General features: G+C 47.2%; 24 protein-coding genes. 19 read left to right on the plus strand and 5 right to left on the minus strand.

The window, feature by feature from the left end; translation table 11 throughout:
• Nucleotides 1-146: 146 nt before the first annotated feature.
• Nucleotides 147-518 (minus strand): ArsR/SmtB family transcription factor, encoded by a 372-nt coding sequence (locus AC6CIF_RS27605; protein WP_036614212.1) that lies wholly within the window; start codon nt 516-518, stop codon nt 147-149.
• Between the two features lie 227 nt (nt 519-745).
• Here AC6CIF_RS27605 and AC6CIF_RS27610 point away from each other — a divergent pair, with 227 nt between their 5' ends.
• The 7 genes from AC6CIF_RS27610 to AC6CIF_RS27640 all read left to right on the plus strand — a co-directional run bounded on the left by AC6CIF_RS27610 (nt 746) and on the right by AC6CIF_RS27640 (nt 8,867).
• Nucleotides 746-3,091 carry a heavy metal translocating P-type ATPase gene (locus tag AC6CIF_RS27610; RefSeq protein WP_498202322.1) on the plus strand — a complete coding sequence of 782 codons (2,346 nt, stop codon included), beginning with the start codon at nt 746-748 and terminating at the stop codon, nt 3,089-3,091.
• A gap of 103 nt (nt 3,092-3,194) precedes the next feature.
• A complete protein-coding gene (locus tag AC6CIF_RS27615; RefSeq protein ID WP_076216689.1) occupies nt 3,195-3,557 on the plus strand; it encodes an SdpI family protein in 363 nt (120 codons plus the stop codon).
• Between the two features lie 198 nt (nt 3,558-3,755).
• Nucleotides 3,756-4,208 carry a helix-turn-helix domain-containing protein gene (locus AC6CIF_RS27620; protein WP_101315043.1) on the plus strand — a complete coding sequence of 151 codons (453 nt, stop codon included), beginning with the start codon at nt 3,756-3,758 and terminating at the stop codon, nt 4,206-4,208.
• A gap of 228 nt (nt 4,209-4,436) precedes the next feature.
• The gene (locus tag AC6CIF_RS27625) at nt 4,437-5,657 is read left to right on the plus strand and encodes an MFS transporter (protein WP_498202323.1); all 1,221 of its coding nucleotides are present in this window, start codon (nt 4,437-4,439) and stop codon (nt 5,655-5,657) included.
• 18 nt (nt 5,658-5,675) lie between these two features.
• A complete protein-coding gene (locus AC6CIF_RS27630; protein ID WP_498202324.1) occupies nt 5,676-6,098 on the plus strand; it encodes a universal stress protein in 423 nt (140 codons plus the stop codon).
• Nucleotides 6,099-6,260: 162 nt separating this feature from the next.
• Nucleotides 6,261-7,685: an aldehyde dehydrogenase family protein gene (locus AC6CIF_RS27635; RefSeq protein WP_498202325.1), complete on the plus strand. Its 1,425-nt coding sequence runs from the start codon at nt 6,261-6,263 to the stop codon at nt 7,683-7,685.
• 369 nt (nt 7,686-8,054) lie between these two features.
• Nucleotides 8,055-8,867 (plus strand): MerR family transcriptional regulator, encoded by an 813-nt coding sequence (locus tag AC6CIF_RS27640; RefSeq protein ID WP_498202326.1) that lies wholly within the window; start codon nt 8,055-8,057, stop codon nt 8,865-8,867.
• 151 nt (nt 8,868-9,018) lie between these two features.
• Here the strand turns inward: AC6CIF_RS27640 and AC6CIF_RS27645 are convergent, their stop codons facing one another.
• Nucleotides 9,019-9,516, minus strand: coding sequence for a GAF domain-containing protein (locus AC6CIF_RS27645; protein WP_498202327.1), 498 nt, complete (start codon nt 9,514-9,516; stop codon nt 9,019-9,021).
• A 185-nt stretch (nt 9,517-9,701) separates the two neighbouring features.
• Here AC6CIF_RS27645 and AC6CIF_RS27650 point away from each other — a divergent pair, with 185 nt between their 5' ends.
• The 3 genes from AC6CIF_RS27650 to AC6CIF_RS27660 all read left to right on the plus strand — a co-directional run bounded on the left by AC6CIF_RS27650 (nt 9,702) and on the right by AC6CIF_RS27660 (nt 12,404).
• Complete coding sequence (locus AC6CIF_RS27650) at nt 9,702-9,998, plus strand: hypothetical protein (RefSeq protein ID WP_036614170.1); 297 nt, start codon at nt 9,702-9,704, stop codon at nt 9,996-9,998.
• A 199-nt stretch (nt 9,999-10,197) separates the two neighbouring features.
• Nucleotides 10,198-10,770: a GNAT family N-acetyltransferase gene (locus AC6CIF_RS27655; RefSeq protein ID WP_498202328.1), complete on the plus strand. Its 573-nt coding sequence runs from the start codon at nt 10,198-10,200 to the stop codon at nt 10,768-10,770.
• A gap of 128 nt (nt 10,771-10,898) precedes the next feature.
• Nucleotides 10,899-12,404, plus strand: coding sequence for an MDR family MFS transporter (locus AC6CIF_RS27660; protein WP_498202371.1), 1,506 nt, complete (start codon nt 10,899-10,901; stop codon nt 12,402-12,404).
• Nucleotides 12,405-12,488: 84 nt separating this feature from the next.
• Here the strand turns inward: AC6CIF_RS27660 and AC6CIF_RS27665 are convergent, their stop codons facing one another.
• The gene (locus AC6CIF_RS27665; RefSeq protein ID WP_076216696.1) at nt 12,489-12,950 is read right to left on the minus strand and encodes a MarR family winged helix-turn-helix transcriptional regulator; all 462 of its coding nucleotides are present in this window, start codon (nt 12,948-12,950) and stop codon (nt 12,489-12,491) included.
• Nucleotides 12,951-13,332: 382 nt separating this feature from the next.
• On the opposite strand from AC6CIF_RS27665, the gene AC6CIF_RS27670 reads away from it, so the two are divergent.
• The 6 genes from AC6CIF_RS27670 (at nt 13,333) to AC6CIF_RS27695 (ending at nt 16,937) form a co-directional block, all read left to right on the plus strand.
• Nucleotides 13,333-13,461 (plus strand): hypothetical protein, encoded by a 129-nt coding sequence (locus tag AC6CIF_RS27670; RefSeq protein ID WP_498202329.1) that lies wholly within the window; start codon nt 13,333-13,335, stop codon nt 13,459-13,461.
• A 151-nt stretch (nt 13,462-13,612) separates the two neighbouring features.
• A complete protein-coding gene (locus AC6CIF_RS27675; RefSeq protein ID WP_498202330.1) occupies nt 13,613-13,876 on the plus strand; it encodes an AbrB/MazE/SpoVT family DNA-binding domain-containing protein in 264 nt (87 codons plus the stop codon).
• Nucleotides 13,873-14,280 (plus strand): type II toxin-antitoxin system death-on-curing family toxin, encoded by a 408-nt coding sequence (locus AC6CIF_RS27680; protein WP_498202331.1) that lies wholly within the window; start codon nt 13,873-13,875, stop codon nt 14,278-14,280. The genes AC6CIF_RS27675 and AC6CIF_RS27680 overlap by 4 nt, the downstream gene beginning before the upstream one ends.
• 160 nt (nt 14,281-14,440) lie before the next feature.
• Entirely contained in the window at nt 14,441-15,172 is a 732-nt protein-coding gene (locus AC6CIF_RS27685) for an ABC transporter ATP-binding protein (protein ID WP_498202332.1), read from the plus strand.
• A gap of 21 nt (nt 15,173-15,193) precedes the next feature.
• Nucleotides 15,194-16,441 carry an ABC transporter permease gene (locus tag AC6CIF_RS27690; RefSeq protein ID WP_076216706.1) on the plus strand — a complete coding sequence of 416 codons (1,248 nt, stop codon included), beginning with the start codon at nt 15,194-15,196 and terminating at the stop codon, nt 16,439-16,441.
• Between the two features lie 112 nt (nt 16,442-16,553).
• On the plus strand, nt 16,554-16,937 hold the full coding sequence (locus AC6CIF_RS27695) for a hypothetical protein (RefSeq protein WP_076216707.1): 384 nt from the start codon (nt 16,554-16,556) through the stop codon (nt 16,935-16,937).
• Between the two features lie 177 nt (nt 16,938-17,114).
• Here AC6CIF_RS27695 and AC6CIF_RS27700 read toward each other — a convergent pair whose 3' ends face one another.
• Nucleotides 17,115-18,383 (minus strand): BaiN/RdsA family NAD(P)/FAD-dependent oxidoreductase, encoded by a 1,269-nt coding sequence (locus tag AC6CIF_RS27700; protein WP_076216708.1) that lies wholly within the window; start codon nt 18,381-18,383, stop codon nt 17,115-17,117.
• Between the two features lie 195 nt (nt 18,384-18,578).
• Between AC6CIF_RS27700 and AC6CIF_RS27705 the strand changes: the two genes are divergently transcribed.
• The 3 genes from AC6CIF_RS27705 to nadE all read left to right on the plus strand — a co-directional run bounded on the left by AC6CIF_RS27705 (nt 18,579) and on the right by nadE (nt 21,880).
• Nucleotides 18,579-20,273, plus strand: coding sequence for a two-component system sensor histidine kinase NtrB (locus AC6CIF_RS27705; RefSeq protein ID WP_498202333.1), 1,695 nt, complete (start codon nt 18,579-18,581; stop codon nt 20,271-20,273).
• Nucleotides 20,274-20,495: 222 nt separating this feature from the next.
• Complete coding sequence (locus tag AC6CIF_RS27710) at nt 20,496-20,930, plus strand: BrxA/BrxB family bacilliredoxin (protein ID WP_017690788.1); 435 nt, start codon at nt 20,496-20,498, stop codon at nt 20,928-20,930.
• 140 nt (nt 20,931-21,070) lie between these two features.
• Nucleotides 21,071-21,880 (plus strand): NAD(+) synthase, encoded by an 810-nt coding sequence (gene nadE / locus AC6CIF_RS27715; protein WP_221818675.1) that lies wholly within the window; start codon nt 21,071-21,073, stop codon nt 21,878-21,880.
• A 161-nt stretch (nt 21,881-22,041) separates the two neighbouring features.
• Here the strand turns inward: nadE and AC6CIF_RS27720 are convergent, their stop codons facing one another.
• A complete protein-coding gene (locus tag AC6CIF_RS27720) occupies nt 22,042-22,857 on the minus strand; it encodes an alpha/beta fold hydrolase (protein WP_498202334.1) in 816 nt (271 codons plus the stop codon).
• Nucleotides 22,858-23,126 lie beyond the last annotated feature (269 nt).

Below are 23,126 nucleotides of genomic sequence, written 5' to 3' on the forward strand. Positions count from 1 at the left end.
AGTGGCAAGCTCCAATGGATAGTTAATCAGAAGATTTAGTTACTTTGTATCCGTATAAAACGGTACCCTTACCAAGAAGAACCCCCGTCCATCGGCATACAGCCGAGAGGCGGGGGTTCTTCTGCATGAACAAGCTTGGCTGCTGCCTAGCTGTGTTTAATATGTTGGAGCGTTTGCAGGAAAATCTGCTCAATATGAGCATCATCCAGAGAGTAGTACACGGTCTTGCCTTCCTTACGCCGCTTGACGATCCGCATGTTGCGGAGTGAACGCAGCTGGTGTGAAATGGCCGACTGTCCCATGTCGAGCAGAACCGTCAGGTCATGAACACATAATTCCTTCTGTAACAGCGCATCAATAATACGTAGACGTGTAGGGTCGCTGAATGCCTTGAACCAATCTGCCATCTCGGAAGAGGTCTCCCGATCTATGAGTGAAGTGCGAATCGTCTGCACGTCCGCTTCAGTACCTGAGCAGGCTGCATCACATTCGCTTGGTGCTTTAACCGGTTGTTCCATTTCCTATCACCACCTATGTTAACAACTATAGCTCTATTATATCCAAAACCCGCCTAAAGCGAAATGATTACTATTAGCATAATCTGTATGAAAAATCAACAACGATTGTTGACACTCATGTTTAGGCGTGCATATAATAGGGGTAACCAAACATATGAATGAGTGCTCATATATTGAATACAATTGAAATATAACATCGTTTTTGTACTGCAAAGGGGAGAATTCACATGGGAACCGGACAGGAACAGGTGAAAAGGGAACTGCTGCTTGATGGACTGGATTGTGCGAACTGCGCATTAAAGATTGAGAATGGCGTCAAAAAAATTAAGGGCATTAACGAATGCTCTGTCAATTTTGTTACCAAAACATTATCGCTACACACCACTTCCGACATGGACGAACAGGTAGTGGAAGAAGCAAAACGCAAAGTGCTTCGGCTGGAGCCGCATATTCGCATTTCGGAAAAAGGAAAACACGTGAACGGACATGTGCACACCCATACAGGGAGTGCAGGTAGTGCAAATAACCACAGTCATGACCATACTGGACATGATCATGGACATTCACATTCACATGGCAAACACTCGCATGCTCATGATCAACATCAACATGGTCACGCACATGATCATACACATGAGCACGGGAGTCATGCTGGACATGATCACAGCCATACCCATGATGATGCCCATGCAGGCCACTCGCATGAACATGGTGCAGGACAGACGAAAGTGTTGCTTGCTCGTCTTGCTGCAGGTTCTGTGCTGCTCGCAGCTGCGATCTGGTCGCCGCTGGAGGGCTGGGCACAGTTTACGCTATATGCGCTCGCTTATCTGATTGCCGGGGGAGATATAGTACTCCAGGCGTCCAAAAACATTATCCGCGGTCAGGTATTCGATGAATACTTCCTGATGTCCGTCGCTACCTTGGGTGCCTTTGCGATTGGAGAGTATCCGGAAGGGGTAGCGGTCATGCTCTTTTATCAGCTCGGGGAGCTGTTTCAGGGCATGGCGGTTAATCGGTCACGCAAGTCGATTCAGGCACTGATGGACATTCGCCCGGATTACGCAAATATCCTGACGGGTTCGGGTGACGAAACCCGACGTGTATCTCCGGAAGACGTACGGATTGGTGATCGTATTGTCGTGAAAGCAGGAGAGCGAGTACCGCTGGATGGTATCGTTAGAGCTGGCCGCTCCATGGTGGACACTTCTGCTCTGACAGGTGAATCGGTACCTCGTGAGCTGGAGCCCGGAAATGATGTACTGAGTGGATTTGTGAACAAAAATGGTATGTTGACGATTGAAGTGACCAAAACGTTTGGTGAATCAACGGTATCCAAAATTTTGGACCTGGTGCAGAACGCGAGCAGCCGGAAAGCGAAAACAGAACATTTTATTAGTAAATTCGCCCGTTATTACACACCGGTTGTTGTTATCCTTGCAGCCGTGATTGCATTTGTTCCGCCGTTGATACTTAGTGGTGCAACATTTGCTGACTGGATCTATCGTGCATTGGTCTTCCTGGTTATCTCGTGCCCTTGTGCGCTGGTGGTCTCTATTCCACTTGGATTCTTTGGTGGTATCGGAGCAGCTTCACGTAACGGGATTCTTGTCAAAGGCAGTAACTACCTTGAAGCGTTGAACGATGTGAAAGTTGTTGTTTTTGATAAAACGGGTACACTAACCAAAGGTGTATTCAAAGTAACAGCCATTCGTCCTGAAGGTGGACGCACGGAAGATGAACTGATGAAGCTGGCAGCCATTGCCGAAGCGAATTCCAATCATCCGATTGCTGAATCCATTCGGGCAGCTTGGGCCAAAGCTATTCCCACGCAAGGTGTAGAAGGTTATGATGAAGTTGCCGGACACGGGATCAAGGTGAGTGTCGATGGTCGGGAAGTGCTGGCAGGCAACGCCAAATTAATGGAGCAGGCAGGTATATCCTATACCACACCAGAGACGGCAGGAACGATAGTCCACGTGGCTGAAGCTGGCACGTATGTTGGTCATCTAATTATTGCTGATGAAGTGAAGGATGACGCAGCCGCAGCCATTCAGGCGCTGAAGAAACTCGGCATCCGCAAAACGGTCATGCTGACAGGTGATGCCAAAGCCGTAGGTGAAGCGGTAGGACGTGAGCTGGGTGTGGATGAGGTCTACGCTGAATTGTTGCCACAGGATAAAGTCGAGCGGCTGGAGCAACTGGAAGCTGCCAAATCTCCGAAGGAGAAAATGGTGTTTGTCGGTGATGGCATCAACGATACACCTGTACTGGCGCGCGCCGATGTGGGTGTGGCCATGGGGGGACTTGGTTCAGATGCTGCGATTGAAGCGGCTGATGTGGTCATCATGACCGATGAACCGTCGAAACTAGCGAGTGCAATCCGCATTGCAAAGCGTACACGAATGATTGTATGGCAAAATATCGCGTTTGCTCTGGGGGTTAAAGCGATCTTCCTGCTACTCGGTGTGTTTGGCATTGCCACCATGTGGGAAGCGGTATTCTCGGATGTCGGTGTCACAGTACTGGCTGTCCTGAACGCCATGCGTGTACTTCGTGTGAAGAATATCTAAGTTTACGAAACGATCCAGGCGGCTCTTCGTATATACGTAGAGCCGTTTTTATATTTTTTATGGCATGTGGTTTAGGAAGTTATATAGTGAAGGGGAGAACGTTTTGACAGGAGCAGTAGTTGGGATCATCATTGGAGTGTGTTATTTCATTCTGGGGTTCATGGTGTTCAAAAAACCACCGAAAATGATTAACGGAATATATGGTTATCGGACCCCGCGTGCAATGAGTAATCCCGAGTTGTGGGACGAAGCGCAAAGTTATAGCGCCAATCTGATGATGCAATTTGGTGTGATCATTACGATATTCGGCATTATCGGTTTCTGGCTTACAGATGTACGAGCTTTGGTGCTGAGTCTGGTTGCTACAGGATTTTATACGTTCAGATTGTTTACCAGAGTTGAAGGCCGGTTGAAGCAAATGCAGCGTGCTCAACAGCAACAGCAACAGAATGAGCAGAACGTTTAAGGTATAATGAATGAATCGTGTAGAGTGTAGAGGGGAAGACTCGCGTTTGAAGCGGGTCTTTTTTTGTTGAAGATAGAGAAGCGAAGAGGCTGTTAAACTTGCTAATACTTCATACATGAAATCTAACGTTGACGTTAACGTTAATATTATATATAATTATGTACATAACATTACATACATATGAAAGAGGTGAGGGAAATGAGTTTATATAAAATCGACGACGTAGCCAAGGAATGTGGTTTGACCAAGCGAACCATTCGGTATTATGAAGAGATTGGTGTCATGCCTTCACCTCAGCGGACAGATGGCGGGACGCGATTGTACACTCGGGAGGATATCGATTATCTGAAAAAGGTGGTTCGCGCCAAAGAGGTACTTGGATTCTCCCTTCAGGAGCTACATACCTATGTGGCAACGGCAGATGCCTTGAACGAACAACGTTTTGACTACCAGCAGACGACCGAAGTAAGAGAACGGATCGAGAAGCTTACCGCGATGGAGACAACGCTGGATGGTCAGTTGCAACTGATTGAGCAGAAACTTCAGAGTATACATGCCGTACAGACTGAACTGGAAGAGCTGCGGGAACGCGTTCGGAGCGGTATTCAGAAGTTACAGGCACATGATCCGCAGGGTGATGAAGACGGCTAACCCAATTAGCATCTAGTATTTAATAAACAAAACTGTATACACATATCGCTACATGGAGTGAGCACCATAGTACCTGTGGCGATCCTGTACAAACACCGGATGTTTCGGTGTCATTTGTGCCGTTTTGTTACCTCTAATTCTGAAAATAATGAAATGTTTTCATTATTTTCACGTTCGTTTTCAAATAAAAAGTTTCACCACATAAATTATTCACAGGAGGAATTAAGTATGAAAAGAGAGCCATCATTACCGGACGAATTGCCGTCATCACGTGGGGGCTTGTTATCCCAGCCACGAGCGGTATGGGCGGTTGCCTTTGCATGTATCATATCCTTTATGGGTCTGGGTTTGGTTGACCCGATCCTGCCCGCGATTGCAGATCAGCTGCATGCTTCGAAAAGCCAGGTGTCACTGCTATTTACAAGTTATAACGCTGTAACCGGGGTAGCGATGCTGATTACAGGTGTTGTATCCAGCCGGATTGGTGTGAAGTGGACGTTGCTCAGCGGTATATTGCTGATTATTATCTTCTCGTTCCTTGGCGGTACCTCAGACACGGTAGGTGTACTGGTCGGTTACCGTGGCGGTTGGGGACTGGGTAATGCCTTGTTCATCGCAACGGCGTTATCTGCCATTGTTGGACTGTCCACGTCGGGGACAGCCAAAGCGATTATTTTGTACGAAGCAGCGCTTGGTCTGGGGATTGCGGTTGGACCGCTGCTTGGTGGTGAGCTGGGTTCCATCTCTTGGCGTGGCCCGTTCTATGGCGTAGCTGTCCTGATGGCGATTGCCTTTATAAGTATTACATTTATGCTGCCCAAGATGGCCAAACCGAAAACACGCAGTTCTTTGTCTGATCCGTTCAAAGCATTAAGTTATCCTTCATTGAAAACATTGGCGATTACCGCCTTCCTTTATAACTTTGGTTTCTTTACCTTGATGGCTTATTCACCATATGTCATGAATCTGGATGAGCACGGGTTGGGTTATGTATTCTTTGGCTGGGGACTGATGCTGGCGATTACGTCGGTATTCGTCGCACCAAGATTGCAACGCCGATTCGGATCGGTTCCGTCCATGAGTGTCATGCTTACATTGTTTGCGATTGATCTGGTTGTTATGGCAGTAGGTACTGTGATGGGTTCACCAACTACCGTTATTGTGGCAGTCATTGTAGCGGGGATTTTCCTTGGGATTAACAACACATTAATTACAACGGCTGTTATGGAAGCTGCACCTGTGGAGCGTTCTGTTGCTTCTGCTGCATACAGCTTTGTTCGTTTCCTGGGTGGTGCACTTGCTCCATGGCTTGCAGGTAAATTGTCCGAGTGGTTCCTGCCGGAAACGCCGTTTTATTTTGGCGCATTAATGGTTCTGATTGGTGTCGTGGTATTGCTGGTACGCCGTCATCATCTGCGGGATATCGATTCCGCTATTACATCTCATTAATTCACAGGAGGAATTGCAATGCTGAAACGTATATTGGTTGCTGTTGATGGTTCGGATCATGCGCATAAGGCTTTGGAACAAGCATTGATTCTGGCTGAAGATATGAAACATCCCGCAAGTCTGTTGATCGTGCATGTTAATCCGGCTATCTCTATCAATGAACCTGCATTGGGTGTTGATCTGGAAGCTCGGATTGCCGAAGAAGGGCAGCATATCATAGAGCCAGTGACCAGACAGTTGTCTGGACGGGACGTTCCATATGAGACATTGCTAATTGCGGGTGATCCCGTTAATGAGATCTGCCGTGTGGCGCGCGAACGAGATTGTGGAATGATCGTGATGGGTACAGGCGGGAAAGGCATGCTCGCAGAGATGATCGTGGGCAGTGTCAGCCATGGCGTGTTAAAACATGCAGAGTGCCCCGTCCTGACAGTTAAATAGGTTGTGAATTCCTTTATAATGCAATAGCTCAAGATCGCCACAATGGCTCATTAGGAACGTTACAAGCTATGATTGCCGAATATCGTAGTGGGTTGATGGCAAGGAAATAGTGTATAAATAGATTAAGTTCAATAGGATCTAAAAGGATGGAGGATGCAGCATATGAAAAAACAACATCTGTTTATCGGTGGCAAACCGACCGAATCCGTAGATTATAAAACACTTCAAGCACCATACTCCGGGGAAACGCTGGCAGAAGTCTCTTCGGCTTCAGCCGAGGAAGCGGAGGCTGCTGTTGCAGCTGCGGTTCAAGCTGGGAAGGCAATGCGCCAGATGCCTGCACATCAGCGTGCAGATATTCTGTACAAGTTGTCCTCCATGCTTGAAGAACGCAAGGAAGAAGCAGCGCGAATCATTGCGCTTGAAGCGGCGAAGCCAATTACGGCAGCACTGGCCGAGGTTGACCGGACGGTGGAAACATATCGTTTTGCCGCTGAGGAAGCCAAGCGGCTGACCGGAGAGACGGTTCCGATGAATGCAGCCAAAGGTGGAGAAGGACGTATCGGTTATACGATGCGGCAACCTCTAGGTGTCATCGGTGCGATTACACCGTTTAATTTTCCAATGAATCTGGTAGCCCACAAAGTAGGCCCAGCGCTGGCAGCGGGCAATACGATCGTACTCAAACCTGCGGAACAGACGCCTCTGTCTTCCTATTACATCGCTAATCTGCTTCAGGAAGCCGGACTGCCGGATGGTGCACTGAACGTGGTGAGCGGTGATGGCAAAACCATTGGTGATGTGCTTGTGGAGCACCCCCGTGTTGCTCATATTACGTTTACAGGCAGTCCAGCGGTAGGGACGAGCATTCGTAGCAAAGCAGGACTCAAACGCGTGACACTGGAGCTTGGGTCGAATGCAGCGGTGATCGTGGATAAGGACGCAGATCTGGACAAAGTGGTTCCTCGATGTGTGACTGGAGCTTTCACGTATCAGGGACAGGTATGTATCTCACTACAACGAATCTACGTACATCGTGACATCTCGGATGAATTCATCCGGCGTTTCGCTGAAGCGGCTAAACAAGTGGTGGTCGGAGACCCGCTAAGCCCGGATACGGTGGTCTCTGCGCTGATTACCTCCAAGGATGTACAGCGTACACTCGATTGGATTGAAGAAGCCAAACAGGCAGGGGCTGAGGTGGCAGCAGGCGGTCAAGCTGAAGGAGGCATTCTTCGTCCAACGGTATTGATTAACGTTCCGCGTGATGCCAAGGTATCCTGTCAGGAAGTGTTTGCACCCATCGTTGTGATCAATACGGTAGATTCCGTTGAAGAGGGTATTGAACATGTTAACGATTCGATATACGGGCTTCAGGCAGGGGTATTTACAAACGATATCCATACCGCCCTCCATGCTGTCGATCAGATCGAAGCAGGCGGAGTTATGATTAATGATATTCCGACGTTCCGAGTGGATCACATGCCCTATGGTGGGGTGAAACAGAGTGGTATCGGACGTGAAGGTGTAAAATATGCTGTAGAGGAAATGACGGAATTGAAATTTGTTATGTTTAACAAAGGGTGATTATCTTCCATTATTTTACTCCATATACCGTATGCCAATGAAAACATAACCACACACGCCTGTGCCAGAATAATGGCACAGGTTTTTTTATATGAAGATCATGGAAAAAGTTTTCAAAAATACATGCGGATTCTTAGCCGACTGCGGGTTCACATCTGATGAGACGGGTATAACATAGTTAACATACCGCAACATAACTGACCAAACGCCGCTCATATCACCGAAGCATGATGTACCCATCCAGAGCACGAGCGGAATGAAGCGGTACAGCATTGCCGAAAGTCTTATATTCTCTCACTATTCAAATAAAATGCAGTATGAATTAAGCCTGAACTCTGGAGTTGCAGGACAGGCAGGAGGTGTATTCAAATGGCGTATTCCATGGTGGACGTATCGGGAATGTCAGGCGTAAGTCTGAACGAACTGAGCCAGTATGCAGAGACAGGTCTTCTGAATCCGGCCTTTGGGGATGTAGATGAGGACATCTATTACGAAAAGCAGGAATTGCTAAGACTCCAGCAAATCCTTTTCTGTAAGGAAGTAGGTATGAAGGAGAATGAGATTGCCCCGATGCTCCGGGATAATCCCCAGGATGTCATACGCATCATGAAGCAGCATCGGATTGACATGCTGGAGAAGGCACTCCGTCTGCATGGATTGATTCAGACACTGGACAAAACGATCTCTCATTTGCAAGGTGAACAGGAACTTGATGAACATGAGCTGTATATCGGTTTTGTAAATAAGGGACGTCACCAGTTGCTGAATGAATCGGGTTCTGACCCTGTAGTCACTAATGATATGAACCATGTGCAGACAGAAGGTACTCAGAGGTCTGACATCCAATCTTCCAATACATCCACATTACCTGAAAATCAGGAGATGAAGTCAAAAGAAGATTATCTGGATTCCCAGGCGAAAATTGATCAAGTTCATCTGGACTTGCAACAGGCCATTGAGGATGGATTGGAGCCCGGTAGTGCAAAAGTACAACAGATTATTGGCAGGCATCTTGAATGGATCAAAGGTTATTATACACCCACCGCTGAGATCTATCGGGATTTGGCCAATCTGTATGTAGAGCATAAAAATTTCCGTCAGATGTATGATGGTTACCACCCAAGGCTGGCTGAATTCCTGCGGGATGGGATGATGATTAAAGCGGAACATGATTTATCCTAGATGCATAAAGTAACATGGGCGAGCAAGAACATGGGTGTGAATCATAATGGATAACAAAGAGCGCAGACCTCTGAGAGGACTGCGCTCTTTGTTATTACGGGGTCTTCATCATCGTGTGTGATGAGACTCCGATCACCTTATTCATCATTTCCTAAAGGGGTATGGTTGCCTCCAACTGCTCTGTGAGCAGGCTTACGGCTTTCTCCAGGAAGACGCGGTCTTCGTCGTCAAAACGGTTTTTGATCGGGCTGTCGATATCCAGCACCCCGTACAGTTCGCCGTTTTTGATAATAGGTACGACAATCTCGCTGTTCGATGCTGCATCACAGGCAATGTGGCCTGGGAAGGCATGAACATCATCAACGACCAGGGTACGTTTTTCCGAAGCAGATGTGCCGCATACACCACGTCCCAATGGAATTCGGATACAGGCAGGCAGTCCTTGGAATGGCCCGAGGACCAGTTCTTTTCCATCATACAGATAGAAGCCGACCCAATTGGTGTCGGTCATAAATACATTGAGCAGCGCAGCAGCGTTCGCCAGATTGGCAATCGCACTTGGTTCATCGCGGATCAGAGCACTTAACTGTCCCAGGACGGCGGTGTGCTGCTCACTTCGTGTTCCTTCATAGGAAACAGCTTGAAACATGGTAAATCACCCTCCCGAGCAAAATGGTACTTATTTTCAAGATAGTGCAGAGGATGCGGTTAGTCAAGCGGAGGATTTCGGAAAGGGAAGGGAATACCTGAAGAATCCTCCTGTTTCTCAGCTTCTTACGTGGGGTAATTACTTAGCAACCACGGAGGGCTACAACCCGGGAAGGAGCTTGGCTTATGCATGCAGAGGTACAGAATCTTTTTGTACGGATTCATCTACTATATTTCGCGCAAAATCAGGATTTGAACGTTAGCGAGGCACTGCCCCTATTGGAAGAACGGGGATATCGCGTTGGAGAGAGGGAGATCAAGCAGGAGCTTGAACACCTGACACAGGAGAACTTCCTGACCGCCCACGGGGACCAATGGAGCCTGACCGGGACTGGCATCGAAGAATTCAAGGAAATCACGGCTGTGTTTGGCCGAGTTAGCGATGAATTACTGGGGAAGGGCAAGAAAACGTCCAAAGCTTAAAATTCATTAGGACAAGCCATGATTCCGTAATTCACTCAAACTTGAATTGTTCCATACGTACAACAAGACCGGGAGCGAAATTGGCCCGGTTTTTTGACGTGTGTCCATGACTGAACAGTTGCCATTCGGCGCAGGTTATGATTAGATGACTAGTGAATATTATGGTCTGCGGAGATAGATCGGATCGGAGTGTCTTTATATGTATAAATGCAAAGGAAGAATTCCCGAAATGGAGACTGCGCGGCTTCGTCTGCGTAAAATGCGTCGCCGGGATGCGGCCCAGATGTTCGCATGCTGGTCAGATCGCGAGGTGACCCGTTACATGAATCTTGCACCCATGATTGGGACAAGCGAAGCGGCGGACATGATTGGACTGCTCAACCAAATGGCAGGAGAAGAGGATGCGATCCGCTGGGGGATCGAACTCAAAGAAACAGGCAAGCTCATCGGTAGCTGTGGCTTTAACACATGGCAGCTTGAAGGCGCATTCCGGGGTGAGATCGGTTATGAGCTGGGACGTGATTACTGGCGACACGGTTATATGTCGGAGGCTTTCTCGGCATTGCTGCCCTTTGGATATGAGACCATGGGTCTTAATCGAATTGAAGCGCTGGTTGATCCGCGTAATCTGGCGTCTGGCGAGTTCCTGACGAACCGTGGCTTCACGCGAGAAGGGTTGCTGCGACAGGTGCAACATACGTCCACCGGATACAAGGATATGGTGATGTATTCCATGCTGTATGATGAGTTCCTTCGTAAGAAAGCTAAATAAAAGAGACAAAAAATCTGGGGATAACAGCGATCGGAAGCTTGTTCTGGTTCGTAGTAGATGTGTAAATTAACGTACCAATTATATAGAGAAACGAAGAGAGAAGGGTTTGTGTGAATGCAACTGGAGGTTTGAAGCGCAGTTTCATCTTGACGGGGCTGTTGCTCGCGACATTTCTGTCAGCGATTGAAGGCACCGTAATTGGTCCGGCAGGACCGACCATTGTCAGTGAGCTGGGGAGTGTACAGCTGCTGAGCTGGATTTTCACCGCATACCTGTTGACGATGGCTGTGAGTACGCCCATTTTCGGCAAAATCAGTGACTTGTATGGACGAAAGCCTGTATTTCTGATTGGCTGTGCCTTATTTTTACTGGGTTCACTCTTGTGCTGTCTGTCGCAGAACATGGAGCAATTGATTATTTTCCGTGCTATTCAAGGGATTGGTGCGGGTGCGGTAGTTCCTGTTACATTTACGATTATTGGGGACATCTACGCCATTGAAGAACGTGGCAAAATCCAGGGTTGGATTAGCTCCGTGTGGGGTATTTCCTCTCTGGCTGGACCGCTTCTTGGCGGTTATTTTGTTGATAATCTCGGCTGGCAGTGGATCTTTGGTTTTAATGTGCCGTTTGGTCTGCTCGCGATGTGGTTTGTATTTCGTTATCTGAAGGAAGATATCTCTCCGCGTACGGCCAAAATTGATTATGTCGGTGCACTGACCTTCACGGTGGGTATTACCGCGTTGTTGTTCGTCCTGTCGGCGGGTGGGCAGTATTATGCCTGGAGTTCTCCGTTGATTGTTGTGCTGAGTGTGGTCGCCGCTCTGTTTATCATTTTATTTTTCGTGGTGGAAAAAAGAGCTCAGGCCCCTATGGTTCCACTACATTTGTTCCGAATTCGGGACATCCGTGTGGCGAATATCGCCGGACTGCTGACCAGTACTTTGATGATCGGCCTGACCAGCTATTTGCCGCTCTGGGTGCAGGGGGTTCGGGGAGGTAATGCGACGGAATCCGGGCTGCTGCTCGCACCGATGTCGGTGGGTTGGCTCATTGGTAGTGTGTTGGCAGGCCGCCTGTTGATGAAGATTGGATCACATATGACCGCATTGATTGGGTTAACTGGTATTGCGATTGGATCGGGTGGACTCTTTCTGGTGGGTGGGACATCTCCACAGGCTGTCCTCTTCATATTGACCTTTATTTATGGTCTCGGCTTCGGATTTGCGTTCACGATCTTCACCATTATTGCGCAGTCTTCTGTAGGGTATAAGGAGCGTGGCTCCTCTACCGCACTGCATACGTTCATGCGTACATTGGGTCAGACGATTGGTGCAGCGGCTTTTGGTACCTGGTTGAATTATCGGATCTCCACGTTATCCAGTGAGCAGAATCTGGCGGAAGCCGGAATTTCGGAAAATGATCTGAACGAGCTTCTCGCACCACATACGGATGCTGCCCTATCGGATGATAAATGGGCGTTGCTGCGTAACGTGCTGGAAGGAAGCTTGCATTCCCTGTTTGTGATTATGTTTGTCATTGCACTGGTCTCGTGGGTAACGACGCTTGCTCTACGCAAACGTTTAATTGTACCCGAAGATGCAGATGCTCCACCGCAGCCACAAGGCTCAAAGTAAAAAGAAGATATATACGAAAAACCGGATTCGCCGATGTCAGGCAAATCCGGTTATTTTTGTTGATGGACATGTGCAAAGAATGGTCTAGCTGTTCGCTGATAAACGGTCTGCAGAATGTGCAAGCCTTCCCAAGAGTTCGGACAGCAATTCCTTGTCTTCCTCGCTCAGTCCACTTACAGCCCGATCAATCTTCAACGCATAGCCTGGATAGATGTCATCCATGGTGCGCTGTCCTTCTTCGGTCAGTTCCACAAAGATGATACGTCTGTCTTGCGGACAATGTTTGCGGTGTAACAATCCTTTTTGCTCCAGCTTATCGATCACATAGGTCACATTACCACTTTGCAGCAGAAGTTGTGCACCAACCTGTTGAATCGGCTGAGCTCCTTTCATATATAACACTTCGAGCACCCCGTATGCGGTGGGGTTGAAGCCATGCACTTTGCTTCCGGATACAGCGTGTTCATTCACGCTCTTGAATGTCTGGGCCAAGGTGCGGTACAGATGAAGTGAACGTTCGGTTCCGATTTCTTGTAATTCCAGCATGCTGATCCCGCCTTTTCAGATTAGTTTTATAAGTTGAAATGATGAAGAGGGGTCCTCTCCGTTATGCTGTTCATGTAAAAGAGTATTTCAACTTATATAAGTTGGTTAGTTATGTTTGACGATTCAGGTTGTCGCCATGGTTTAATTGTAAACTTCTATTTCTACGAAAAACATGCGATATGTCACAAGATTTGCATTTTTAGCATTTAAAATTTGATCATTCATCATGCTGAAAAATCATCCTTCAGATGTCGCTTCTTCTCCGCCTCTGGCAGGAGGTTGAGTCAAGGGCTGCTCTATATAATGAGTTCATATTATGAATTCGGAAGGTAATGGAGGAGAAGAAGGATGATAATGGACTCAATCTGAATGCAACAATAGCGTGAATGATCGTGAGCGTAACGTGAACAGCAGCTACGCGAGCGAAAGCCGCGGCGCACTGGATCTGGATCTGAACGTGGATGCGGATGCAGAGAGTGAAACTGCATCTGTGGTGGAGACAAATCGGTAATATGAGATTTTCACTGTAATATGTAGAAGCAGGGGCTCCGGAACCTCTGCTTCTTTTTTGCATTCCAAAATTCGAAATAATATACAAATGGACAAAAGTTTCAGTATAATTGTTATAACAGTTGAATAGTATAATTAAGGAGGAGAAATGAATGAATAGGGTGAATGAGATGGAACGCAAAGTAACGAAATTTGGTAATAGTCTTGGATTAACAATGACAGATGCCTTCAAACAAATTGGTCTTGAGCAAGGCGATATGGTTCAAATCGAGGTAAATCAGTCCAATGGGGAGATTATTATTAAAAAGTCTACAAAAGTTAATTTGCCTAACGGAATCAGTAGTGATTTTATGGATACATTGGCTGATGTGATGGGTGAATATGATCAAACCCTGAAAGGTCTCAAGGATAGATGAGCATGACCCGGTATTTGAGTATTCAAGAGGTTATTGCGATCAACGTCGCTATGATTAAGCGTTACAGTCCTGGAGAGCAGATTGGAGTTAAAGATTCTGGTCTGCTTGAATCTGCGGTTGTAAGAGCACAATCATCAGCTTTTGGTAACGAAGCCTACCCATCTATATATGAAAAATCTGCTGCGATCTTTCAATCTTTGGGTCAAAACCATCCTTTCCATAATGCTAATAAAAGAACGGCTTTTACCGCATTGGTAATCTTTCTACGTTATAACAATGTGTATCTTAAAATGGATCAAACATTTGCTGAGGAATTTACTGTTGATATGGTGAACCACAAGTATACATTTGAACAACTAGTCTCAATTATTCGTACATACTGTGTTACTGAAAATGAAGAATAACAAACAAAGCAATAAATCATACATTACTATGATTTATTGCTTTGTTTATTTGCCATCTATATAGAAATGCTCAAAATGATCAAACATACAACCCGCAACTCGATTACAATAAAACATAAAGAATGAAATAAACGCCTGATCAGAACAGGGAGTGAATGATATGGGAACGGAATATAACAGTACAGCCGTACAGGAGTCCATATTGGACGTACATATTACAGAGGCAGGATACGAGCCGGGACAATCAACCATACGCAATATTCGAATGAATGTGGGGCGAGGAGAACTGGTAGGTATTATCGGACCAAATGGTGCGGGCAAAAGTACCACAATCAAAACACTTCTTGGTTTGCTGGAACATGCGAACTATGAAGTGACGATTGGGGGAGATGGTCGTTATGCCTATATCCCGGAGCAACCGGTTTTTTATGAATATATGACACTATGGGAACATCTTGATCTGGCCGCAGCGGCGTATGAAATGGAGGAAGAAGCTTTTGTTGCCCGAGCGGAGGAACTGTTGGTTCGTTTCGGTATGGACCATGTTCGGAATGATCTTCCAGCCAGTTTCTCAAAGGGCATGCGCCAGAAAATGATATTGATGATCGGATTTCTGTCTTCGCCGGATATTTATATTGTGGACGAGCCGTTCATCGGACTGGACCCTCGTGCAACCAAGGATTTTCTAAAATTACTTGATGATGAACGTCGCCGCGGCGCGGGTGTGCTTATGTCTACGCATGTACTGGATACCGCTGAACGAATCTGCGACCGGTTTATTCTGATCGCTTCGGGCAGATCGGCTGCCGAGGGAACATTGGATGAGATCCGTGAAGCGGCAGGATTGCCGGAAGCCTCTTTGTTTGACTGTTTCGATGTACTGACGTCTTAGATAGAGAGAGGGTGAGAGAGAATGGAAACTTCCCAGCGTTATACCCCACTTCGTTTATACAGACGAAGACGCAAAGAGCACTTCAAGGAACAGATGAAAAATCTCAGACTCGTCGTGGATTGGACGGTGTGGGTATACCTGCTTGTTCCGGGTCTGCTCTATCTGATTGGATGGTACACGAGTCTGTGGACCAAACCACTGCCTGCATGGGCGACAGGATTACCGCTCCCCCTACTGACCGGGTTGATTGACGTCGTTATGCTTACAGGGGGTGTGTTGATATTTGTGGAGGAAGCGGATGTATTGTTTCTGAAATCAAGGCCGTTGTGGATGCGCACGTTAATGAGGCAAGGGCTCTACCGGTCCTGTCTGCAACATCTGGGCAAAATGATCCTGATTACAGCGCTGACCGCTCCCCTGTGGTCCCGTGTCTATGAGATGTCGAATCTCCAGATTGCACTTATGGCTGTCTGGTTTGGTGCAGTAGCTTCATTACAAGCCATAACACTACATATGACAAAGGTTCGACTTACAGGATGGCGGCGTTGGATTCAGATGATCCCTCTCGTCATTGGCATAGGTTATATGACCATTCATGCGACATCATGGATGCATGGACAGACGTGGAAAATCAGTTTTGGAATCGTAATTATCATGCTTCTTCTAATTACAGTTGGACAGATGAGGCTATTGATGAAGGGAACGTTTGAAGGGGATGTGCGGGAGGATCTGCGGAGCAGGCTGCAGCTTACAGCTCTAATGTTAAGCCGGGCGGTGAGCAAGCCGAAAGCCCCACGAACACGGTCCATCATCTTCCGCAAACCGCGTAAACTGTTACGTAATCGTTCCATCGCGAATCGGACAGCGGAGATTGCATTCAAGTCATTTTTCCGGAACTCGGCCACGATGAAATTGTATCTGCAGCTTGGCGGACTATCCATCGCAGCAGTTGCCTTGCCACCTTTTCCGGTCAATATCATCGTGTGTGCGTTATTAATCATCATGTTGACGGTGATGTTTTATCGTTCCTGGGATGTGTTTGCAACGTCGGACTATGTTCAGCTCATAACGTATGACTCGGAGGCGCTGCATCTTGCAGGTTCAATGATGGTTCGGATGTTGTTTGTCCCGATTGGTATTCTTATGGGATTCACGCTGGGATTGGCCTGGCTCGGCTGGATCGTCGGTATTCTGACAGCTGCAGGTGCGGTGGCCTTCGGACTATGTGTGTTATCAATTGCCGGATGGGTCCGGCTGACCCGGGCCTAAAAGAATTCCTTTGTATTTCCGAGCATATGACGCGCTATATCTGCCCATGCTATAGAAGAAGAATCTCATCCTTGGATGATGAGAGATTAGCTGTAGCAAGGAGGAAGAGACGATGATGGATAATAGCGAACTACAGGTGCATTTTTCAGACGATTCAGCGTTGAATGCCGCCAGGGCAACCTTGGAGGAATTGGGATATAAGCCGTATCAGTCCGGCCCGCTGGAATTGTACATCCCCACAGATCGCCAAGATCCCCAGTCTGCCGTAGAGATTGTACAATCTCATGGAGGAAGTGCCGTATTTGCCGCGCAAACGGAAGAGCTGGATCAGTTTCAGAATATATCAATTCCGGCTCATCTTGTGAATGAAGACTGGCATGAGGGTTATGCGAACGGAAACCAGGGAAGTCAGACGGAGCAAGGCAGACATAACTATAGCGATGACCCGACATACGATGATTCGGCTGATGGATTCTCAGGTAGTGTGAAAGCATAGAAGCATCACGAGCTAAGAGCAGTTCGATCCAATTTTTCTAAAATGGAACAATGCCCAAAAACCCCGATTGTCCACAGATAGTGGATATCGGGGTTTTTGGCATCTGAAGCAATTCATCGCTGATGATGCCATTAGGCATGATTCGTAATCAAAAGCGGACTTTTTGAACAACCTTTATTATGATGTAACGTGTTTATATTCAGCCGCATGCATGCCAGCCGTATATCCCGTGGAGAAAGCAGCAGTGATATTATACCCTCCGGTGTAGCCGTGAATATCCAAAACTTCACCGCAAAAGAATAGTCCAGGCAGCAGCTTGGATTCCATTGTTTTTGGGTATATCTCCTTTAAGTGGATTCCTCCCCCAGTAACAAAGGCTTCTTTGAGCGATCTCGTTCCGTCTGCACGGAAGGTAAAAGCTTTCATTAGCCCGCACAAGGTGCTTAACATACCTTTGGGAAAATGGTGGAACGTAAGGTCATCACTGATCTCTGCCCGTTTCATCATTAAGGGAATCATGCGTTCAGGAACCCATGTTTTTAAAATGTTTTTGACAGCCTTGCGGGATTCTTGTTCCAATACCTGTTGCACCTGTGCTTCCAATGCACCCAAGGACAGCTCCGGGAACAGATCAATGCTCATCATGACCTGTGGGTTTCCAGACTTCATCTGAACCTTGCGGATAAATTGGCTGCAACGCAGTGCGACGGGTCCCGATACTCCAAAATGCGTGAAGATCATATCCCCGCGATGGGAGATGACCGTTTTTCCTTTGGCATCCACTACGGATAGAGCGATATCCCTCAAAGACAAACCTTGCAGTTCTTTGGATTGGATCCAACTCTCCCCAGACACAATGGGCACTTCGGTTGGATATAACTCTGTAATGGTGTGACCCGCAGCCTCGGCCCAAGGATAACCGTCTCCGGTTGATCCGGTTTGGGGTACGGATTTGCCGCCGGTAGCGATGATGACAGAGCGTCCAAGAATGGTTTTACCTGATATCAATTTAACACCCTGTACCTGCTGACCATTCTGAATAATTTCCTTGACCGGTTCTTTGGTGCGAATCTCAACGCCGAGGGAAACAATTTTGCCTACCAGCGCATCCACGACTGTTTTCGCTTTATCGGTTACAGGGAACATTCTGCCGTTGTCTTCTTCTTTCAGGGCAATTCCGAGATTTTCGAAGAAACGCATGATTCCCTGGTTGTCCAGATTCTGAAACGAACTATATAAAAAGCGTCCATTACCTGGAATATGTCGGATGAGTTCATCCGTTTCCTTGGCATTGGTTACATTGCATCGACCTCCGCCAGAGATGCCGAGTTTACGACCCAGTTGATCTCCTTTATCCAGCAGAAGCACGGAGGCTCCATGCTCGGCAGCAGCAACGCAAGCCATCAGGCCCGCAGATCCGCCACCAATTACAATGACATCATACATATGTTATTACCCTCTTTTTTCATTGATTTTGTCTGTTTTACGTAAAATGTGTCTACTCCTGGCTTTTTCTGAAATATAATGGAGTTATGAGTAGTTCTATTATGGAGCCTCAAGGGATATATTGTAATATACTGTCGCCTATGTTTTAATCAGAAATACATGAGGGAATGTGCAGGCAGAGGAGGAGATGGCATTGTGGTTGCGTTAAAGGACATTCTTTTACAAGTACTGCTGGCGGGGTCGGCGGTATACCTGATTCCCTTATTCCATCTGGGGCTCTCCAAGCGGGCTGTGGCCAAGCTGGAACAGGCCGGAATGATGCAGACCGTTTTTGCTGTGACGAGTGTCGCGAGCATGCTATTGTGTTTGCTGTTCGCGCTTCACGGGAGTCCAGGGGCTGTACCCATATCACTAAGCATCGTACCTGTAATACTTGTTATTTTGTATTGTAAGTCCGTTATAGGCTTAACGCTGTCCATACTACATATTCTCTTCTATTTCCTTTTTGCGCATTCCTATGATCTGTACGGATTTCTCCTTCATACGGGCATTCTTCTCTATCCTATTGTATGGTTGTCTGCCAAACGATTCAAGCATAATACACCTTCCCGCAAAATGACGATCCTCATCATCCTGATTACAATGGAACTGGTTGTAACGAGTTTGTTATGGATCGCATCCCTCCAGAATGAATCCACGTACTCTGCGACCTACATAATACTTACAGCACTTGGGTATACCACTGGAGCCATTGTTGCGGGTAGTCTGAGTCTGCTATGGCTGGAACGGATGAAGCACTATCGCGGGCTGGAGCAGCATCTCTCGGAAGTCCACCATCGATACATAGCCGAAACGGAGAAACTTCATCAGATTCTGAACGCAGTGCCTCTCTCCATTGCCACCGTAGATAAACAAGGCACAGTGATATTTGTCAATGAGATGATGGAGCAAACCGCAAGGGAGCAGCTACCATGTACGTCCACGCCTGATCTCATTGGACAGCCTGCCAGTCAATTTGTTGAACAAGGTCAGGCGGACAAGATGGATAAAAGCATTCGCAGAGCCATCGTTCATGGTGAGATTAGTGGGTTGACCGTTCGTTACGGTGCGCACGTATTTCAGTCCCGAACCGTACCGATTTATGCCTTTTCAACAGAGTCTGCGAGTGAAGTTACAGGTGCTATGCTGATCATTCAGGATATCACGGAGCTTGAGATGTTGCGAAGTGAACTGGATAATGTGGATCGTCTCAGTCTGGTGGGGCAGATGGCTGCAAGCATTACGCATGAAGTGCGTAATCCAATGGCGGTTGTGCGTGGTTTTCTTCAACTCATGCAGGAAAAGAGTCCTGATTCCCTCGATCACTATTATCGAATCGTTCTGGAAGAGCTGGACCGGGCGAATAGTATCATAAATGATTTTCTATCGCTGGCCCAGGATCGGATTGCGGAAAAAGAGGAATCCCAGCTGCATGATATCATTCATGAACTCAGTCCATTGTTGTGGGCCGATGCGAACCTGCGTGGTCAGAGTATTGAACTCATGCTGGACCATAATGTACCGAAGTTGCACCTCAATCCAAAGGAAATCAAACAGGTGGTACTCAATCTGGCCCGTAACGGGATGGAAGCCATGAATGAGAAGGGCGTGCTTACGCTGGAGACGCGGATAGTCGATGACAAAGTGGAACTGTGTGTACGTGACACAGGGCCTGGTCTACCCAGAGTGAAGAAGGAAAAGCTGTTTGAACCTTTCTATACCACAAAAGCCAAGGGAACCGGACTTGGATTGTCCATGTGCCTAAGTATTGTGGAACGACATAATGGAACCATTACTGTGGAATCGGAGGAAGGTCAGGGCACGACCTTCAAAGTGGCATTTGAACGTTAGTCATTCAGCATATTTTGCCAGACATTGAGACATAATATTATGGAAGAAGCCTTTCCGCAGGCGGTTTCTGAATCTTGCTTTCATTGCTTATGGATGTATAATAGGAATAGCACATCATTACATCCATAATGTTCGATATGAATGTAACGTTGTTTTGGAGAGTTTATTGGCCTTTAATTTTATCGAGATCATAGAACAACCATTTATAAGGAGTGAAACCGAATGTCGATGTCATTTGATCAATACATGAAAGATATGGTTCAACCGATGCGGGATGATTTAACTCGTCTAGGAATCCAGGAGTTGCGTACTCCTGAAGAAGTGGAAGCAAGTCTTCCGGATGCAAAAGGAACAGCGCTGGTTGTCATTAACTCTGTATGCGGATGTGCCGCAGGTCAATGTCGCCCAGGTGTGTCCCAAGCACTGCAGCACGATATTACACCAGATCACTTGTACACTGTATTTGCTGGTCAGGACAAAGAAGCAACTGCAAAAGCACGTGAATTCTTTGCACCGTATCCTCCATCTTCACCGTCCATCGCTCTGATGAAAGACGGCGAACTCGTTCACTTTATCGAGCGTCATCAAGTGGAAGACCGTTCTGCAGAGGATATTGCGGCTGATCTCAAAAGTGCATTTGACCGTTACTGCCGTTAATTTCGCTCCAATAGAACGCCCCGCCCTTCGGATCACCGATGCCGGGGCGTTTCATTTTGGATAGATAAGGTTATTGAACCATTCGGACCTTTCAAGCTGGACATCAAATTTCATTCATTTAGAAACGGGGTGTGTGAACGATGAGTTTGCAACAACAGATCATCGCTGAATTGAAGGTTAAACCAAGCATTAATGAAGAAGAGGAAGTACGCAAGCGTGTTGATTTTCTGAAGACGTATGTGAAAAATGCGGGTGCCAAGGGTTTGCTGATTGCGATCAGCGGCGGTATTGACAGTGCAGTGGCTACGGCGCTTTGCAAAAAAGCGACGGACGAGCTTACGCAAGAGAACAACCAAGAGTACAAAACGCTTGGTGTGTTCCAACCTTATGGTGAACAATCCGATATCGACCACAGCTACGCTGTAGCCAAAGCATACGATCTGAAGCATGTCGTGGAAACCAATATCGAAGATGCAGTTAACGAGATTGCGCTGGAAGTGGAGCAAGGTTTCAAATCCTTGGGAAGCCCACGCCATATGACTCACCAAGGCAAAGGTAATGTCAAGGCGAGAACTCGTATGGTTATGCAATATGCGCTTTCGTTTGAAGAGAACCTGCTCGTTGTAGGTACGGATCATGCGTCCGAAGCCATCACGGGTTTCTATACCAAATGGGGCGACGGTGCTGTGGATATCACGCCACTGAGCACCCTGAACAAACGTCAGGTACGCCAGTTGGCAGCATATCTGAACGTGCCACAGGCTATTTTGGACAAAGCACCATCGGCAGGACTGTGGGAAGGTCAGACGGACGAAGATGAGCTGGGAATTTCGTATGAAGCGAACAGTGACTATCTCGAAGGCAAACAGATCGATCCGGCTGCACAAGAGCGCCTTGAAGCGTTCTATAAGCGCACACATCACAAACGCAATGCCATTCCTGGTATCTAATACGGGTGGAAAAGCATGCTGGTTATAAGCTGTTAACACCAACAATGAAATAACGTCCCTCTTAGGGAATCCAAAAAGAGTCACTGCTCACGCAGTGACTCTTTTTGTTATGTGGAACGAGAAACCGCAAAAATCCAGGTGACTACTATATTAAAGATGTGTTAGTTATTCCAGTCTTTGATCTGTTGCAGGGTTAGGGTGATGGCTTGCTCCAGTTGCGGAGTGGTTTCTTTAAATGGATGTACGGTATTAAAGGTATGATTCCCATCAGGAATCTGGTGCCATGGGATATCAGTGCGGGCTTGAACCAGTGCGGCAGAACCGTCCCGCAGACGCTGTGGATCTTCTGTTCCCTGAATGAGTGCGACTCGCACAGGTGAAGAAGCCAAGCGGTCAATGATAGCGTAACGTTCGCTATGCTTGTCCAGGTCTTCCAGAATAGCCACGTCCAGTGGCATCTGCTGGCCTGTTCGTCCGTTAACGACATGGCTCCGGCCATGTGTGCGCATTTCTTCTTTTTGCTCCGCTGTAAAAAGATCCAGGTTGGTTATACCATTCCAGGAGACGACACCTTCCACCTGTTCGGGATGATCCAGTGCATAGACGAGACTTACGCCCGCACCGCGGCTATGACCAACCAGATATACAGGAAGTCCAGCGAGTTCAGGTTGTGTAGCTACATGTTCCAGTACCAGGGCCAGATCGCCAAGCTCCCGGCTGTAGGTATTCACTGCGAACTTTTCAAGTTCAGAGAATTGCTCCAGATATTCGCCGATACCGTTGTGAGAGAAATTAAAGGTCAGCACATGATGCGTCTGGCTTAGCTGTGAAGCTGCATAGGGGAACATGCCCCAGTCTTTGAAGCCTTTGTATCCGTGAGACAGAACGATGACACCTTGAGCGGGTTGTTGTGCAGGGAAAAAGTCCCCGCGAATGATCGCATCTACGTCAGTGGGCAATTCAAAAGTTATGGGCATTATTCAGACCTCCTAAGAATTTCAGACGATTCCTGATTCATATTTTAGCATATATGGTAATGCGGATAGGTACTCGCTTCTGTGCGCCCCTCCTGCTACAATAGAATACGTGTTCGGAGAGTTACGAATCATGTGATTGAATGGAGATCTTTTACAATGAAGGTTCAAAAAGAGCGGTTTTCAGTACCGAGAAGATGGAATGAAGCTAGAAATGGAGTAGCGGAGCGTAGTATAAGCTACGTGAGCAACGGACATTTCGGCTGAATTCC

Source organism: Paenibacillus sp. GQ49 (genome assembly GCF_059759055.1).